The following is a 14992-nucleotide window of genomic DNA, read 5'->3' on the forward strand; positions in this document are numbered from 1 at the left end:
GGAATTAGCATCTGGTTTTGTCCGTGCCCGACCCGATGGGAACCTCATGCTGAAATTCGTCCTGCCGGTCGTGCTGATCCTGCTGCTGATCCTCATCCTGGTCTTGAAATTCGCGGTGGGACGGCCTAAGCAGCCGCCGCAGGCCGGTCCGGGGCAGTACCCGGGACAGCAGGGGCCCGGTGCTCCGTATGGTCAGCAGCCGCAGGGCCAGTACCCGCCGCAGCCTGGTCCGCAGCAGTACCCACCGCAGCAATATCCGCCGCAGAATCCGCAGGGCTGACCCGCTTCGTCCTGCGGCAAAGCCTTGACCAGGGGAGGGTCTTCATGGCTGTACAACCGTGGCATCTCATCATCCTGCTGCTGATAGCAGGCGTGGTATTCGCGATCGTGCGCGCTTCGGCCAAAAAGAAGCAAGGCCCGCCGCCGGGCTACTTCCCGCCGCAGCAGGGCTATCCGCCGCCCGGCCAGGGCTATCCCCCGCCGGGACCGCAGCAGGGCTACCCCGTCCAGAACTACCCCGGCTACCCGCAGCCCGGCCCGCAGTATCCGCCGCAGCCCGGCGCCCAGTACCCGCCGCAGCCCGGTGTCCCGCCGCAGAACCCGCAGTACCCGTACCCGCCGCAGGGCCCCGGTCAGTAGCCAGACCGCGGCACGCCGGTCAGGCACTCACATCGCGCGGTAATCCCGCAGCTCAATCCGCGGCCCGAACCGCGGCCGCCGAGCCCCGGCCGCTCCCAGATACCGGATCGCCCGCTGTCGCTGCGGCGCGTACGGGGCGAGTACCTGCGCCATCTCCTCGTCGTCGATCTCCCGCCCGAGCAGCGTATGCCCGACCACCGCCGGGATGTTGTAGTCGCCGAAGCTGACCGCGTCCGGATCGCCCCACGCGCGCTGGGCGATCTCCGCCGCCGTCCACACTCCGATGCCCCGCACCTTCCGCAGCCACGCGCGTCCCTCAACCCCGCGCAGCTGCACCGCTTCTTCGAGCCGCGAAGCGACCCGAGCCGCCTCGATCAGGGCCGAGCGGCGCTTCACATCCACGCCGATCTTGTGCCAGTTCCAGTCCACAATGGACCGAATGGCGACCGGGTCCGGCGGCACCCGCAGGAAGTCCGGGCCGGGGCCGGGGGCGCGCGTGCCGAACCACCGGCACAGCTCCGCCCACGACCGGATCGCTTCCTTGCCGCTCACCTTCTGCTCGAGGATCGCCAGCACCAGCGCGTCCCACACCCGTCCGGTCGAGCCGAGCCGCAGCCCGGGCGTGTCGCGGCGGGCGGCGGCGATCACGTCGTGATGCGCGACGAATCCGGTGTCGTCATCGTCCGCGCCGAGCAGCGCCGGCACGCCGGCGAGCAGGAAATCCGCGCCCTCGCCCCACGCCTCGGCCTCGACGACGCCGTCCGGCCGGTGCAGCAGCGCGAGCGTTCCCTTGCCGCCGGGTGTGTTCGCGGCCAGCCACCAGACGCCGCGGTCGCGCCGGAAGTTCAGCGACCCGCGCCCACGGCTCAGCGGACCCAGCACCTGCGCCAGATCCACCGGAAACCCCGGACGCCACTCCATCACGCGTCGCTCGAAAACCGGATGCCGCCGTCCGGCACCGCAACGCCGGGCCAGATCCGCACGCCGTCGAGCAGTTCGCAGCGAGCCCCCACCGACGCGCCGTCGCCGAGCACGACACCGCGCAGCACCGCGCCCTCGCCGACCTGCGCTCCGCGGCCCAGCACCGAATTCTCGACAATCGCGTCCGGGCCGATCACCGCGTCGTCGAACACGACCGAGCCGGACACCGTCGCGCCCTTTCCGACGACGGCCCGCGCACCGACCGTCGTGCCGTCGGTGAGCTTCGCTCCGGTAAAGACAGAAGCCCCGTCCAGCGCCAGAAAATCGCCGGTCGGCCCGGCCAGCGCGGAAGTCGGCGCGACGCCGCGGACCAGATCGGCACTGCCGCGGACGAACGCCTCGGGAGTACCGACATCGAGCCAGTACGAAGAATCAACAAATCCGTGCAGATGCGCACCATTTTCGAGGAGGCCGGGGAACGTCTCGCGTTCGACCGACACCCGCCGCCCGGCCGGGATGGTCTCGATCACCGGACGGCGGAAGACGTAGCAGCCGGCGTTGATCTGGTCGGTCGGCGGATTCGGCGTCTTCTCCAGGAAGGCGGTGACGCGCCCGTCGGAGTCGGTCGGCACCGAACCGAAGCGGCTCGGGTCCGGGACGCGCTGGAGGTGCAGGGTCACGTCCGCGCCGGAGTCGAGGTGGGTGCGCAGCTGGGCGTGCAGGTCGGCACCGGAGAGGATGTCGCCGTTGAAGACGATCGCGTGGTCGGCGCGCAGCCGGTCGTAGACGTTGCGGATGGCGCCGCCGGTGTCGAGCGGCTCCTCCTCCACCACGTACTCGAGCTCAAGCCCGTGCGCGGACCCGTCGCCGAAGTACTCCTCGAACACCTCGGCCCGGTACGACGTGCCGAGCACCACATGCCGGATCCCGGCCGCGCGGATGCGGGAGAACAGGTGGCTCAGGTAGGGCGTGCCCGCCGTCGGCAGCATCGGCTTCGGCGCGGACAGCGTGAGCGGGCGCAGCCGCGTGCCCTGGCCGCCGACCAGTACGACGGCGTCGACCTCGACCTCGGACGTCACAGAAATCTCCTTTGTATCACGCACCGCTGAGCGACAAGCCGCGGGAAACGTGGGCGGCGCGGGCCCCGAGGGCCTACCCTAGACAGGAAACAGGCGGGCCTTTCCCTAGAGGCCCCGGGTCAGTCGGGAGGCCGAGGGGAATGGACCCCCGCGATCGCGCGGACGCATTGCTCGCACGCGCACGATCCCGCGGCGCCTTCGTGGTGACGCCGGACAACATGACGTCTCCGATGGATTCCTCCAGCACCCAGCAGATCTCCGCCGCGGTGGTCTCCGGGCTGGATCCCGACACGACGACGCAGCTGCCCGCGTCGCTGATCGAAGAGAACGACCATCCGCTGGCAAGCGGCACGCGCACCCAGCCGTCGCCGCATCCGCTGGCCCAGCCGACGCCGACGCGGCCGCTCGAAATCCCCGGCGCGCAGAGCACCGCTCCGCAGCCGACGGTGCCGAGCCCGGCCGCTCCGCAGACGACGACGCCGCTGGTCCCGCGCCCGCAGGCGAAGCCGGTGGCGAGCCCGCTGAAGGATCCGGCCGAGGAGGAAATGACCGGCCTGGTCCCCACGATCAAGCAGAACAGCGGACGGTCCAACCTGTCCCGGCGGCTCGACGGGCTGTGATCCTCACGGGGTCTCCCCCGGCCCGGGCTGCCCGGATTGCCCGGGGAGACTTCCCGTGCGGGAGGTCGGGTCTCCCGCGAGCGATCTTTACGACCGCAAAGTGTTGCGGCGGCTGAGCAGCTGGACGATCCCGGGGGCACGCCGGTTGCCCGGGTGTCCTTTGCGGACCGTCAGCCCTTGCGGGTCTCCAGCTTCACCCGCAGCGCCAGCCCGAGCTTCACCGCGGCCAGCACCGGCTTCCACAGCAGCCCCTGGTGCCGGTCGGCGAGGTAGCGGTAGGCGCTCGCGTGGTGGGCGCGCAGCATCTTCGCCGACGCGCGCGCGGTCGAGTGGCCGCCGATGTGCATCACGCTCGACGACGGCGCGTAGACGTTCTGCCAGCCCGCCTTCGCGAGCCGGTCGCCGAGGTCGACGTCCTCGAAGTACATGAAGTAGCGGGTGTCGAAGCCGCCGACGGAGTCGAACGCCTCGCGCCGGAAGAGCTGGCAGGAGCCGGACAGCCAGCCGGACGTGCGCTCGACCGGCGCGGCGTTTTCCTGGCGGTATTCGCGGGTCCACGGGTTGCCCGGCCAGACCTTGCCGAACACCGCGTGCCCGATCCCGCGCCCGAACGACGGCAGCAGCCGCGCGGACGGGTAGACGGTCCCGTCGAGGTCGTGGATCAACGGCCCGAACGCGGCCCCGCGCGGCCAGCGCCCGGCGACCTCGATCAGCGCGTCGAGCGAGCCCGGCTCCCATTCGAGGTCCGGGTTGACCACGACGACCCAGCCGTAGCTGTCGTCGAGTGCCGCGACACCGCGGTTGGCAGCCGTTCCGTAGCCGACGTTCTCGCCGATGCTGACGAGCGTCACGTTCTCGCGTTCGGCGGCCTTCTCCGGAGCGCCGTCGGTGGACGCGTTGTCGGCGACGACGACGTGCACCTCGCGGTCCGTCGCCTTGTCGAGCGTGTCGAGGAACTTCTCGAGCGTTTCGCCGGGGAAGTAGGTCACGGTCACGACGCCGACGCGGTCACCATACGTGCGCTGCTCAGTCACGGCGCCATTGTCCACTGCTCACGGACGGCTACGTCAGCCCACCGACCCGGTCACCCGCAGTGATTTCCCGGACCGCCTTTCAGCTCCGCCAGTTCGTCGTCGATCAGCAGGCCCGGGTCGAATTTCATCCCGGTGAAGTGGCCGGCCAGTTCGAGCGACAGGACCCCGTGCAGGCGGGTCCAGAAGGACAGCGCGCGCCGCACCGCGCCGGTGCCCGCGGTGTCGCTGTCCACCCACTCGCGATGGGTTTCGAGGTGCACGTGGAACGTCGTCGCCGACTCCGGTTCGCCCAGTGCCGCGTTCGCCTCGATCAGGACTTCCATGACCTCGTTGGAGATCGCCGTCGTGTCCGGCGGCGCGTGGTAGCCGGGCACCGGCGTGCCGTAGATGAGGAAGTAGCGCTGCGGATCGGCCTTGGCCCAGTCCCGGATGACGTGCGCCAGTGCCAGCAGGTCCGCCCCGGAATCCGCCGCCGCGCGGACGGTGTCGGCGAGGCTCCGGAACGCGTCCCGGATCAGCGCGGTGATCAGCTCGTCTCGGCCGCGGTAGTACCGGTACAGCGCGGGCACGGTCATGCCCATCTGCTTGGCGATCGCGGTCAGCGACAGCGCGGGCAGCCCCGCCTCGGCGATCTGCTGCCGCGCGTGCTGCTTGATCTCCTCGCGCACCTGTTCGCGGTAGCGCTCCCGTGGTGCCTGTTCGGCCATCGGCTGTTCCCCTTCGTTCCTCTCCGCTCAGTGTAGTTAAGCCCCTTCACTCCCGCTATTGACGTTCACGGTCGCGAACTTGTATGGTCTTAACTGTAGTTAAGCATATTAACTATCACTAATGGAGTTCACCATGTCGAACCTCAAGCCGCGTCTGCGCGCCGCACTGCTGACCCTTCCGATCGTCGCCGGACTGCTCGGCGCCGCGCCCGCCCAAGCCGCCACCCCGCACCCGAGTTCCCTGACCTGCCAAGGAAAAAGCATCGACCCGTCCGCCCAGCTTCACCACCGCGCGGAAACCTTCATCAAGGCCCCGCTGAGCACCGTGTGGCGACTGCACACCAGCGTCGAAAGCTGGCCGCGCTGGCAAAAGCCGGTCACGAGCATGAAGCGCCTCGACCCCGGCCGCCTGCACCCCGGTTCGCGGTTCCGCTGGACCACGCCCGCTCCGCCCACGCCGTCGACCCCGGCCACCACGCTGGTCATCACGTCGACCGTCCACCAGGTCAAACCCGGCCAGTGCATTCGCTGGTCCGGCCCGGCGATCGGCCAGGGCCTGCGGATCGACAAGGGCACGCACGTCTGGAACTTCGTCCCGGTGCGCGGCGGAGTCCTCGTCCGCACCGAAGAAAGCTGGACCGGCCAGCAGATCGAGGCCGACCCGGCCACCGCGATCAAGTACCTGGCCCCGGGGCTGGACCTCTGGCTCGCCGATCTGAAGACCGCCGCCGAAGCCCGCTGCCACCGCTGAACCCGTACCCGCGAAGGAGAATCGTCATGCCCGCGTCCCGTGCCTCGCTGCCTGTCCTGATCACCGCCTGGTCCGTCCCGGCTCTCGTCCTCGGACAGTTCGCGTTGCTCTCCGGTATTCCGTTGATCGCGCTTCTCGTCTCCAGCCTGCGCAATTCCCAGCCGCATGCCCTGCGCTGGTGGTCCGCCGGATTGGCCGCGGTCTATCTCGGAGTGCTCGCGCTTTGGGCGTTAAGTCCGGAAAGCGCGCCGAGTTTGTCTAAATCCATGAATCCGGCGGTCACCGCATTCTTCGTCGCGAGCGGAGTCGCGGTCGCCATCGCCCACCACGTCCGCAAACGCCCCGGCGCCGTTAACTGAAACTGGTAACCTCGAAACCACCAGCCGTAAAGAGGGGGCCGATGAAAACCGTCGCCATCGAGGAGCACTGGACCACCCCCGGCATCGACCGGATGCTGCGCACCGAATCCGGCGACCCAAGCATCGCGCACAACGACCGCGGCGATCTCGCCGAGCGCCTGCTCGACATCGGCGACCAGCGCGTCGCGTGGATGGACGAGGCGGGCATCGACGTCCAGATCCTCTCGATCGCGCCGCCGGGAACGCACGGATGCCCGGCCCCGCAAGGCATCGAGCTGAGCCGCGAGGCGAACGACCTGGTCAGCGAGGCCGTCGCGAAGCATCCCGACCGCTTCCGCGCCATGACGACGCTGCCGATGTCCGATCCGGACGCAGCGCTCGCCGAACTGCAACGGACCGCGAAGGATCCGGCGCACGTCGGGATCATGTCGTACGGCCGCAGCGGCGACCGCCCGCTCGACGATCCCGCGTACGACGAACTGCTCGGCGCGGCCGCCGCGCTCGGCAGGCCGGTTTTCGTCCACCCGCAGATCCCGGTGGAGTCCGTCCGCAAGGCTTCCTACAGCGGTTTCGGCCCGGAACTCGACCTCGGACTGGCCACGTACGGCCTCGGCTGGCACTACGAGGCCGGGCTAGCCGTCATCCGGCTGATCCTGCGCGGAACCTTCGACCGCCACCCGGATCTGCAGGTCGCCCTCGGCCACTGGGGCGAGGTGGTCCTGTTCGCACTGGACCGCATCGACAGCCTGTCGCACACGGCCACGCATCTCGAACGTCGCGTCGCCGAGTATTTCCGCACTAACATTCACCTGGCGACCAGTGGAATGCTCGTCCCGCGAATGCTGCGCAACGCTCTCGAATACACCAGCGCCGATCGGATCTTGCTTTCCGGCGATTACCCGTTCCACCGGGTCCAAGCCACGGCTGTCGCGGAATTCCTGCAGAATTTGCCCGACGAGGAAGACCGGGAAAAGATCGCGCACGCCAACGCGGAAGCCCTTTACGGTCTCCGTTAACGATTGCGCAAATGCTGATGCCAGGCTTTTCCGTAAGCCTCGCGGTGCCGATCCGCCGTTGTCGTCCACGAGAATTCCTTGGCGCGCCGCTGCGCCGCGGAAGCGAGTACTGAGCGACGCGACGGATCGGCCAGCAATTCCGTCAACGCCGCGGCGACATCGCCCGCACCGACACCGCAGTACGCGACCGCGTCGCCGCCGACTTCCGGCAGGGAGAGGCGGCGCGTGGTCAATACCGCGGCACCGCAGGCCATCGCTTCGAGCACCGGAAGCCCAAAGCCTTCGCCGAGGCTCGGGTACGCCACGAGCTCCGCGCCGCCGAGGAATCCGGCGAGCGTCCCGAACGGCAGATACCCCGCGCGGATCACCCGAAGCCGGTGCGGCACCGCGTCCAGCGCGCGCTCCACCTGGGTGTCCCAGCCAGGCTGCCCGGCGAGCACGAGCGCCGGCGCGTCCCGCTGCCCAGCGACCGCGCGGGCGTAACCGCGGATCAGCGCGGGCACGTTTTTCCGCGGTTCGAGCGCCCCGAGGAACGCGATGTACGGCGTCGAGCCGAGCCCGACCGCCTTCCGCGCCGCCGCGATCTCCTCCGGGGACGGCGGGTGGAACCGTTCGCTGTCGACGCCGTGATGGATGATCTCCAACTCCGCGTGCCGAACCGGGCTCACCCGCGCCAGCTCTACCGCTGTCGCGTGACTGGGAACTACGCAGAGTGTCGCCCGCCGCAGCGCGGTAGCGGTCCATGCACGGAAGAACCGGGCCTTGACCGACGAGTGGAGGACCGCGTCGGTGAAGAACGTCGCGTCGTGCAGCGTGACCACCGAAGCGGCCCCGCTGGCGAGCGGCATCGTGTAGTGCGGAGAGTGCACGACGTCCGCAGCGAGCCGCCGCACGAGCCGGGGCAAGGTGGCTTGCTCCCAGGTCAGCCGTGCAGTGCGCGTAGAGGTCGCGGGCGACGCGGCGACAATCCGGGAACCAGGCGCGAGCTGACTGTAAAGCGGCAGGTCACGAGGCTGGCAGACCACCGTCAGCCGCGCCCCGTCCTGATCGAGCGCACCGACGAGCGAGTCCACGTATCGGCCGACCCCACCCCGATCCGCGGGCACCGCGGTCGCGTCGATCAGCACACGGGGATCACCGGTCACGAGTGCAGCGTACGGCGATCACCCACCGCACAGGTCAGGAACCGGCAAACTGCCGCCGACTCCAGGCGCCACCACCCTCGCCCACCTGCACTCACCCGTCCGGGTTCACCCGACCGTGTTAGGCCGATGGCAGCCTGACGACTGCCGACGCCGCAGCGCCCCGCGAACACCTGCGCCTGCTCCCTGCCGAGCTTCGACAGCCCCGCCGCCCCTCGGCAGCCGCGGCGCTGCCAGCCCGACCGCCCCGGTTCGACCAGCACCGGAACCTTCGCGAGCACCCGACCGCCTCCCGAACCCCTCAGCCCGGCCGCCAGAGGCCAGCCCCGACCGCCGGTGCAGCCGCCAAAGCCCGACAGCCGACTCCGCTGACGAGCGCGCCGCCAGTCCGGCCGCCGATGCCCAGCCGCTACCCGAACCCGACCGCAGCCTGCCCGATCTGCCCGGCCCGCCAAACCGCCAATGCCCGACCGCAACCCTGAGCCCAACCGCAGCCCGCCCCATCTGCCCGGCCGCCGATGCCCAGCCCGCCAAGCCGCTGCTACAGCCACCATTGCCCAGCCGCTACCCAAACGGCCGCCGGTGCAGCCGCCGAAGCCCCGACCGCAACCCGCCCACCAAAGCCCCCACAGCAGCCCGACAGCAGCCCGCCCGCCGACGCAACCGCAGTCGCCGCTCCCGCTACAAACCAGCCGCTCGCCGCCGCAGTCGCCAAAGCCCAATTGCCGACCCGCCGCAAGCCCGCCAGCCGTCAGCCAGCCCGACCGCCGACGCAGCCGTCAGAACCCACTCGCCGCCGACCGCAGCCAGCCGCCGCAGCCGCACTCGCCACCCCGCTACAAACCAGCCGTCAGCCAGCCCGCCGCAGCCGCACTCGCCACCCCGCTACAAACCAGCCGTCAGCTAGCCCGCCGATGAGCCGCCCACACCGCCTCAGCCGCCGCTCGCCAAGTGAACGTCCGGGCCCGCTCCCGCCCCAGTTTCGAAAGCTCCGCCGCCTTGTCCGGCGACAACAGCACCTCTTTCAGCGCCCAAGCCAGCGCGTCCGCATCCCCGCGCGGCACCACCAGCCCGGCCCCGCCGGAGACCTCTACCAGGGCCGGGACGTCCGTGTGCACCACCGGCACCCCGATCGCCATCGCTTCCAGCAGCGGCAGTCCGAAGCCCTCGGCGAGGCTCGGCATCGCCAGCACGCTCGCGCCGCGCATCGCGGTCGCCAACTGGGCGTCAGTCACCTTCCCCAGGACCCGCACCGATTTCAGGCCGCGGTCGGCGGCCAGTCGCACCGGGTCGATGCCGCCCCAGCCGGGCTGGCCGGCGAGCACCAGGCCGACGTCGCCGACCTCGTCCGTGCCGTCGAGTTGCGCCACCGCGTCGACCAGCACGTCCATGCCCTTGCGCGGTTCGATCGTCCCGACCGCCAGCACGTACCGCGACGGCAGGTCGAGCTGCGCTGACCCCTCCGGCACGGTCACCCCGTGCGGCACGACCCGCACCGGGACGTCCACGTCCAGCAGCACCGCCAGTTCGTCGGCGACCGCTCGGGTCGGCACGATCAGCCCGGACGACCGCCGCGCCGCCCGCGCGATCATCGACCGGTGCCAGCTGACGCCGCGTGCGGTCAGGGTCTCCGGATGCGTCCACGGCACCGTGTCATGCACGGTGACGGTCAGCGTTCGCCCAGCCGGGGCACGGGGCGGCGCGAACGGGGTCGGCGCGTGCACCGCGTCACCGCCCGGCCACCAGCGCAGGCCCAGTTGCCACAGCGCGACCAGCGCCCTCGGCGGCAGCGGCAGCACGCGTGGCCCCTCGACCCCCTCGACCTGCGCCGCGGAGACGTCCGCGTGCCGCGCGACCACGCTGGACACGGTCCAGCCGGGCGGCGCGGTGCGGGCGAGCGCGGGCAGCAGTTCGGCGGTGTACCGGCCGGTGCCACCCGGAACGGGGGCGAGCAGTTGCTCGGCGATCACGACCAGTTCGGGCACGCCGCTATTCTCTCCCAGGTGACCAGCGCGGAATCCGGCACCACCGTCGTCGTGGTGACCTGGCGTGGGGAAGCCCACCTCGCCGCATGCCTCGACGCGCTCGCCGCGCAGGACCGTCCACATCGGACACTCGTGGTGGACAACGCCTCAACCGACGGCACCGCAACGATTCTGGCCGAGCACCCGAGCCGTCCGGAGGTCCTCCGGCTGCGTCGCAACACCGGTTACGCCGGTGCGATGGCCCACGCGCTCGACCGCATCGGCACCCCTCGCGTCGCCTGGCTCAACGACGACGCCGCCCCCGAACCGGACTGGCTCGCCAACCTCGAAGACACCCTCGACAGCCAGCCGCTCGCCGCCGCCGTCACGTCCCGGCTCGAACTGACCGACGGCAGCACCCAGTCGACCGGCGTCCGGCTCACCGCCGACGGCCACGGCGCCGACCTCACCGAGCCCAGCGACGAGGTCTTCGGCTTCTGCGGCGGCGCCGCGCTGCTGCGCACCGACGCCGTGCGCGCGGTCGGCGGTGTCCCGGCGAGCTTCTTCTGTTACTACGAGGACACCGACACCGCGTGGCGGCTGCGGCTGGCCGGATGGCACGTCGTCGCCGCGCCGAAAGCACGGGTCCAGCACCTGCACGGAGCCAGCACGAAGCCCGGTTCACCGCAATTTCACCGCTGGAACGAACGCAACCGCCTGCTGATGCTGCTGCGCTGCGCCCCTACGAAAGTCGCGATCCGGGAATTGGCCCGCTTCGCCGCGATCACCGCGGTGCTTCCGCTGCGCCGGCGCCGTCCGGACGCGGCGAACTTCGACCCCGCGCTGCGGCTGCGGGTGCTGGCGGAGATCGTCTTCCGGCTCCCCCGCACGCTGCGGGAACGCGGTCGCGTCAGCCGGATCTCGGCGCTGGGCCGAGGCGCGATCTGGGATGCCTGGGCTGGCCTTTAAGCTGGGCGGAAATTCGACGGAGGAGCTCGTCTTGGCAGTGGGGGACCCGCAACCGCTCGTCTCGGTGATCGTGGTGAATTACCGCGGCGCCGACGACACCATCACCTGCCTGCGGGCGCTGCGAACCGACCTGGATTACGCGAATGTCGAGCTGATCTGCGTCGACAACGCTTCCGGCGGCGACGACGCGGCCCGCATCCGCGCCGAGGTGCCCGACGTGCGGCTCATCGAATCGCCGGTCAACACCGGGTTCGCCGGCGGCTGCAATCTGGGCGCGAAGCACGCCAACGGCACCGTCCTCGGCTTCCTCAACAACGACGCCCGCCCCGCTCCGGCGTGGGTCTCCGCGGCCGTCGCCGAACTGCGCGCGCAGCCGACCGTCGCCGCGGTGGCGAGCAAGGTCCTCGACTGGGACGGCACCGGCACCGACTTCGTGGACGCGGGTCTGACTTGGTTCGGCATGGGCTACAAGCGCCACGCCGGCAGCCCGATCGCGGACGTGCCCGAGGCCGAGCACGACGTCGCCAAGGACGTCCTCTTCGGCACCGGCTCGGCGCTGTTCGTGCGCGCGTCGGTGTTCGCCGAACTCGGCGGTTTCGACGAGCGTTTCTTCATGTTCTACGAGGACGTCGACCTCGGCTGGCGGCTCAACCTGCGCGGCTGGCGCGTCCGCTACGTGCCGGAATCGCTCACCTACCACCGCCACCACGGCACCATGGCCGCCGTCGACGCACCCGACACCGGCCGCGAGACCTTCCTGCTGGAACGCAACGCGCTGGCCGCGCTGTACAAGAACCTCTCCGACGAATCCCTGGCCCGCGCTCTTCCCGCGGCCCTCGCGCTGGCCGTCCGCCGGGCGACCGCACGCGGCGGCATCAACCCGGACCAGCTGGACCTGGAAAAGGGCGTCGGCCCGGTCGACACCTCGGAGGTCGCGGTCCCGCGCACCACGCTCGCCGGAGTGTTGGCGGTGGACCGATTCGTGGAGATGATGCCGTCGCTGGCGGAGTCCCGCGCAGTCGAGCAGGCCGCGCGCGTGCGTACCGACGCGGACCTGCTTCCGTTGCTGCGCAAGGCACTTGAGCCCGCGTACCCGCTGCCGGATTACCTTCGCGCACACGAAATCCTCGTCGAAGCGTTCGGCATCAAGGACGTGTTCGGCCAGCGCCGCAAGATCCTCGTGCTGACCGGCGATTCGATCACCGAGCGCATGGCCGGCCCGGCGATCCGGGCGTGGAACATCGCCTCGACGCTGTCCGCCGAGCACGACGTGCACCTCATGACCACCAACCCGCTGGTCTCGCCCCCGCCGGCGGCCTTCCAGATCAGCTCGGGCAAGCACCGCGACCTCGACGGCCCGATCGAATGGGCGGACGTCGTGATCCTTCAGGGGCACGTGCTGGAGCTGGCGCCGTCGCTCAAGAAGCAGCACGAGCACAAGATCGTGGTCGCCGATGTGTACGACCCGATGCACCTGGAGCTGCTGGAACAGGGCAAGGACGCCCCCGACGACCAGCGCGCGCTCGACCTGGCCGGCGTCACCCGTGTCCTCGACGCCCAGCTCGAACGCGCCGATTTCTTCCTCTGCGCCTCCGAACGCCAGCGCCACTTCTGGCTGGGCCACCTCGCCGCACTCGGCCGCCTGTCCCCGCGCCTCTACGACGCCGACCCGACCACTCAGTCGCTGCTCGCCGTCGTCCCGTTCGGGCTCTCCCCGCAAGCCCCGACGCGCACCGGCCCGGGTCTGCGTTCCGCTCTCGGCATCGGCGAATCCGACCGGGTCGTTTTGTGGGCTGGCGGCGTCTACAGCTGGTTCGACCCGCTGACCCTGATCCGCGCCTTCGACCTCCTCCGCCACCGCCGCGACGACGCCCGTCTGGTGTTCCTCGGCATGAAGCACCCGAACCCCGAGGTCGCCGAAATGGACATCGGCGCCAAGACCGTGCGGCTGGCGGATTCGCTGGGCCTCACGGACAAGAACGTTTTCTTCAACGAACAATGGGTCCCGTATTCGGACCGCCAGAACTGGCTTCTCGACGCCGATTGCGGTGTCACCACGCATTACGAACACGTCGAGACGACTTTCGCTTTCCGCACCCGGGTTCTCGACTACCTGTGGGCCGGTTTGCCGATCGTGACGACCGACGGTGACGCATTCGCCGACCTCGTCCGCGCGGAAGGCCTCGGCGTCGTCGTCCCCGCCGAAGACGCGGGCGCGTTGGCAGACGCACTGGAAAAGTCGTTGTACGACCGAGAATTCGCCGACGCCTGCGTCGAACGGATCCGAGTGGTCGCGCAGCACTACGCCTGGCCGGAAGCGCTGAAACCCCTGGTGGAGTTCTGCCGCAACCCGCGCCCCGCCGCGGACCGGTTGCCCGGCGGCGCCGACCTCACCGTCAGCGACCCGGTACGCGGCACCGCGATGGTGCGGCGCGATTTGGCTCTGGTGCGGGAATATCTCGCCGCTGGCGGTCCGGGCGAACTGGCGAAGCGAGCAGCAGGACGGGTCACGAAGGTAGCGCGGGAGCGGTTGCGCCGTGGCTGACCGTCCGCTGCGCGTCCTGCTAGACGGCACCCCTCTGCTCGGTTCCCGGACGGGCATTGGCCGGTACACCGCCGCGTTGAGCGAAGAACTCGCTTCGATGTCCGAAGTGGACCTTCGCGCAGTCGCGTTCACTCTGCGGGGCTGGCGGAAACTGCGGCATGTCTTGCCGCACGGCGTTCAGGCACGCGGAATGCCAGTCTCCGCAAGGCTGCTGCGAGCCACCTGGCTACGGACCCAGCTACCCCCCGTCGAACTTTTCGCCGGGCCAACCGATGTAGTCCACGGCACGAACTTCGTCCTCCCCGGCCGCCTCCGTGCCGCCGCAGTACTGACGATCCACGACCTGGCTTTCATCGACGCCCCCCAGGAACTCGCCCACTCCGACCGAACCCTCCCGGAATTGGTCCGACGCGGCGCCCACCGGGCGAATGTCATCTGCACCCCCACCGAGGCGGTCGCGGATTCCGTCGCGGAGAAACTGGATGTCGATCGATCGAAGATCATCGCCACCCCGCTAGGCGTGAACCCAGCCTGGTTCACCGCCCGCCCACCGGCCGACGGAGTGCGAGCGAAGCTACGGTTGCCAGAGAAGTATTTGCTGTTCGCCGGCGCCGCCGGACCACGCAAGGGCCTCGACTGGCTAGCCGCCGCCCACGCCGCCGCCCCAGACCTGCCACCGCTGGTCTTCGCTGGCCCCGGCCCATTCCCCAGGTTGCCAAGGTCAGGACAGACCGGCTATCTGTCCGATGTGGACCTCCGCACGGTCGTGGCTGGTGCCGCAGCATTGGTTCTCCCGTCGAGGGATGAAGGCTTCGGCTTGCCGGTCCTGGAGGCAATGGCCTCGGATGTCCCCGTCGTCTGCACCGACATCCCGGCTCTACGCGAGGTAGCAGGAGACTGCGCCACCTTAGTCCCGTATGACGATGTAGACGGCCTCGCAGAAGCCTTGCGCCAAGCCGTAACCGACCCCCACGGCCTAGCCACCTCTACCGCCCGCAGAACTCACGCGGCAAGCTTCACCTGGCACAACACCGCGCTACGCACGCTAAACGCATATCGTCAGGCAACCGAAGCGTAAAGCGCTTTAAAACCGCAGCAGCAACGCATAACAGGAGCACCACCCAGACCCCCGCATCCCCGATCCCCGCCAAGCACGCGGTCTGAGGTGCTTGTCAAGGTACTCTTTCCAGCCTTGACAAGCACCTCAGACCGTAGTGACAATTAATGGATCGGGGTGGGGGGGGCC

At 69.9% G+C, this 14992-nt stretch carries 15 protein-coding genes; 9 read left to right on the forward strand and 6 right to left on the reverse strand.

Annotation, left to right across the window (positions count from 1 at the left end):
• Window positions 1-46: 46 nt before the first annotated feature.
• Both PUT80_RS41065 and PUT80_RS41070 read left to right on the forward strand, forming a co-directional pair.
• Entirely contained in the window at window positions 47-280 is a 234-nt protein-coding gene (locus tag PUT80_RS41065) for a hypothetical protein (RefSeq protein ID WP_275295360.1), read from the forward strand.
• A 44-nt stretch (window positions 281-324) separates the two neighbouring features.
• Complete coding sequence (locus PUT80_RS41070; protein ID WP_037815966.1) at window positions 325-639, forward strand: hypothetical protein; 315 nt, start codon at window positions 325-327, stop codon at window positions 637-639.
• A 27-nt stretch (window positions 640-666) separates the two neighbouring features.
• Here PUT80_RS41070 and PUT80_RS41075 read toward each other — a convergent pair whose 3' ends face one another.
• Both PUT80_RS41075 and PUT80_RS41080 read right to left on the reverse strand, forming a co-directional pair.
• Complete coding sequence (locus PUT80_RS41075) at window positions 667-1560, reverse strand: DNA-3-methyladenine glycosylase 2 family protein (protein WP_275295361.1); 894 nt, start codon at window positions 1558-1560, stop codon at window positions 667-669.
• Window positions 1560-2639, reverse strand: a complete 1080-nt coding sequence (locus PUT80_RS41080) for an NDP-sugar synthase (protein ID WP_275295362.1) — start codon at window positions 2637-2639, stop codon at window positions 1560-1562. The genes PUT80_RS41075 and PUT80_RS41080 overlap by 1 nt, the downstream gene beginning before the upstream one ends.
• 140 nt (window positions 2640-2779) lie before the next feature.
• On the opposite strand from PUT80_RS41080, the gene PUT80_RS41085 reads away from it, so the two are divergent.
• Entirely contained in the window at window positions 2780-3259 is a 480-nt protein-coding gene (locus PUT80_RS41085; protein WP_275295363.1) for a hypothetical protein, read from the forward strand.
• Between the two features lie 170 nt (window positions 3260-3429).
• Here the strand turns inward: PUT80_RS41085 and PUT80_RS41090 are convergent, their stop codons facing one another.
• Together PUT80_RS41090 and PUT80_RS41095 are read right to left on the reverse strand one after the other, a co-directional pair.
• Window positions 3430-4293 carry a glycosyltransferase family 2 protein gene (locus PUT80_RS41090; RefSeq protein WP_205670269.1) on the reverse strand — a complete coding sequence of 288 codons (864 nt, stop codon included), beginning with the start codon at window positions 4291-4293 and terminating at the stop codon, window positions 3430-3432.
• A gap of 50 nt (window positions 4294-4343) precedes the next feature.
• The gene (locus PUT80_RS41095; protein ID WP_037815971.1) at window positions 4344-5000 is read right to left on the reverse strand and encodes a TetR/AcrR family transcriptional regulator; all 657 of its coding nucleotides are present in this window, start codon (window positions 4998-5000) and stop codon (window positions 4344-4346) included.
• Window positions 5001-5133: 133 nt separating this feature from the next.
• Between PUT80_RS41095 and PUT80_RS41100 the strand changes: the two genes are divergently transcribed.
• From PUT80_RS41100 to PUT80_RS41110, 3 genes are read left to right on the forward strand one after another with little or no spacing between them, the layout of a single operon-like run.
• Window positions 5134-5751, forward strand: a complete 618-nt coding sequence (locus PUT80_RS41100; protein WP_275295364.1) for an SRPBCC family protein — start codon at window positions 5134-5136, stop codon at window positions 5749-5751.
• Window positions 5752-5777: 26 nt separating this feature from the next.
• Window positions 5778-6110 carry a hypothetical protein gene (locus PUT80_RS41105; RefSeq protein ID WP_275295365.1) on the forward strand — a complete coding sequence of 111 codons (333 nt, stop codon included), beginning with the start codon at window positions 5778-5780 and terminating at the stop codon, window positions 6108-6110.
• A gap of 41 nt (window positions 6111-6151) precedes the next feature.
• Window positions 6152-7126 carry an amidohydrolase family protein gene (locus PUT80_RS41110; protein ID WP_275295366.1) on the forward strand — a complete coding sequence of 325 codons (975 nt, stop codon included), beginning with the start codon at window positions 6152-6154 and terminating at the stop codon, window positions 7124-7126.
• On the opposite strand, the gene PUT80_RS41115 is transcribed toward PUT80_RS41110, so the two are convergent.
• Window positions 7123-8253, reverse strand: coding sequence for a glycosyltransferase family 1 protein (locus PUT80_RS41115; RefSeq protein WP_134733810.1), 1131 nt, complete (start codon window positions 8251-8253; stop codon window positions 7123-7125). The genes PUT80_RS41110 and PUT80_RS41115 overlap by 4 nt on opposite strands.
• Before the next feature lie 914 nt (window positions 8254-9167).
• Entirely contained in the window at window positions 9168-10253 is a 1086-nt protein-coding gene (locus PUT80_RS41120; RefSeq protein ID WP_134668796.1) for a glycosyltransferase family 1 protein, read from the reverse strand.
• 18 nt (window positions 10254-10271) lie between these two features.
• On the opposite strand from PUT80_RS41120, the gene PUT80_RS41125 reads away from it, so the two are divergent.
• The 3 genes from PUT80_RS41125 to PUT80_RS41135 are packed head-to-tail and all read left to right on the forward strand — an operon-like array spanning window position 10272 to window position 14824.
• Complete coding sequence (locus PUT80_RS41125) at window positions 10272-11201, forward strand: glycosyltransferase family 2 protein (RefSeq protein ID WP_275295367.1); 930 nt, start codon at window positions 10272-10274, stop codon at window positions 11199-11201.
• 31 nt (window positions 11202-11232) lie between these two features.
• Window positions 11233-13746, forward strand: a complete 2514-nt coding sequence (locus tag PUT80_RS41130) for a glycosyltransferase (protein ID WP_275295368.1) — start codon at window positions 11233-11235, stop codon at window positions 13744-13746.
• Window positions 13739-14824, forward strand: coding sequence for a glycosyltransferase family 1 protein (locus tag PUT80_RS41135; protein WP_275295369.1), 1086 nt, complete (start codon window positions 13739-13741; stop codon window positions 14822-14824). The genes PUT80_RS41130 and PUT80_RS41135 overlap by 8 nt, the downstream gene beginning before the upstream one ends.
• Window positions 14825-14992: the final 168 nt, after the last annotated feature.

The organism is Amycolatopsis sp. La24, assembly GCF_029087445.1.
Lineage (GTDB): Bacteria > Actinomycetota > Actinomycetes > Mycobacteriales > Pseudonocardiaceae > Amycolatopsis > Amycolatopsis nivea.

What these genes read in the sequence shown, in the direction of transcription:
- PUT80_RS41095 (WP_037815971.1), bottom strand. Translation starts at nt 5,000, where the DNA reads ATGGCCGAACAGGCACCACGGGAGCGCTACCGCGAACAGGTGCGCGAG.
- PUT80_RS41105 (WP_275295365.1), top strand. Translation starts at nt 5,778, where the DNA reads ATGCCCGCGTCCCGTGCCTCGCTGCCTGTCCTGATCACCGCCTGGTCC.
- PUT80_RS41070 (WP_037815966.1), top strand. Translation starts at nt 325, where the DNA reads ATGGCTGTACAACCGTGGCATCTCATCATCCTGCTGCTGATAGCAGGC.
- PUT80_RS41085 (WP_275295363.1), top strand. Translation starts at nt 2,780, where the DNA reads ATGGACCCCCGCGATCGCGCGGACGCATTGCTCGCACGCGCACGATCC.
- PUT80_RS41075 (WP_275295361.1), bottom strand. Translation starts at nt 1,560, where the DNA reads ATGGAGTGGCGTCCGGGGTTTCCGGTGGATCTGGCGCAGGTGCTGGGT.
- PUT80_RS41110 (WP_275295366.1), top strand. Translation starts at nt 6,152, where the DNA reads ATGAAAACCGTCGCCATCGAGGAGCACTGGACCACCCCCGGCATCGAC.
- PUT80_RS41065 (WP_275295360.1), top strand. Translation starts at nt 47, where the DNA reads ATGCTGAAATTCGTCCTGCCGGTCGTGCTGATCCTGCTGCTGATCCTC.
- PUT80_RS41100 (WP_275295364.1), top strand. Translation starts at nt 5,134, where the DNA reads ATGTCGAACCTCAAGCCGCGTCTGCGCGCCGCACTGCTGACCCTTCCG.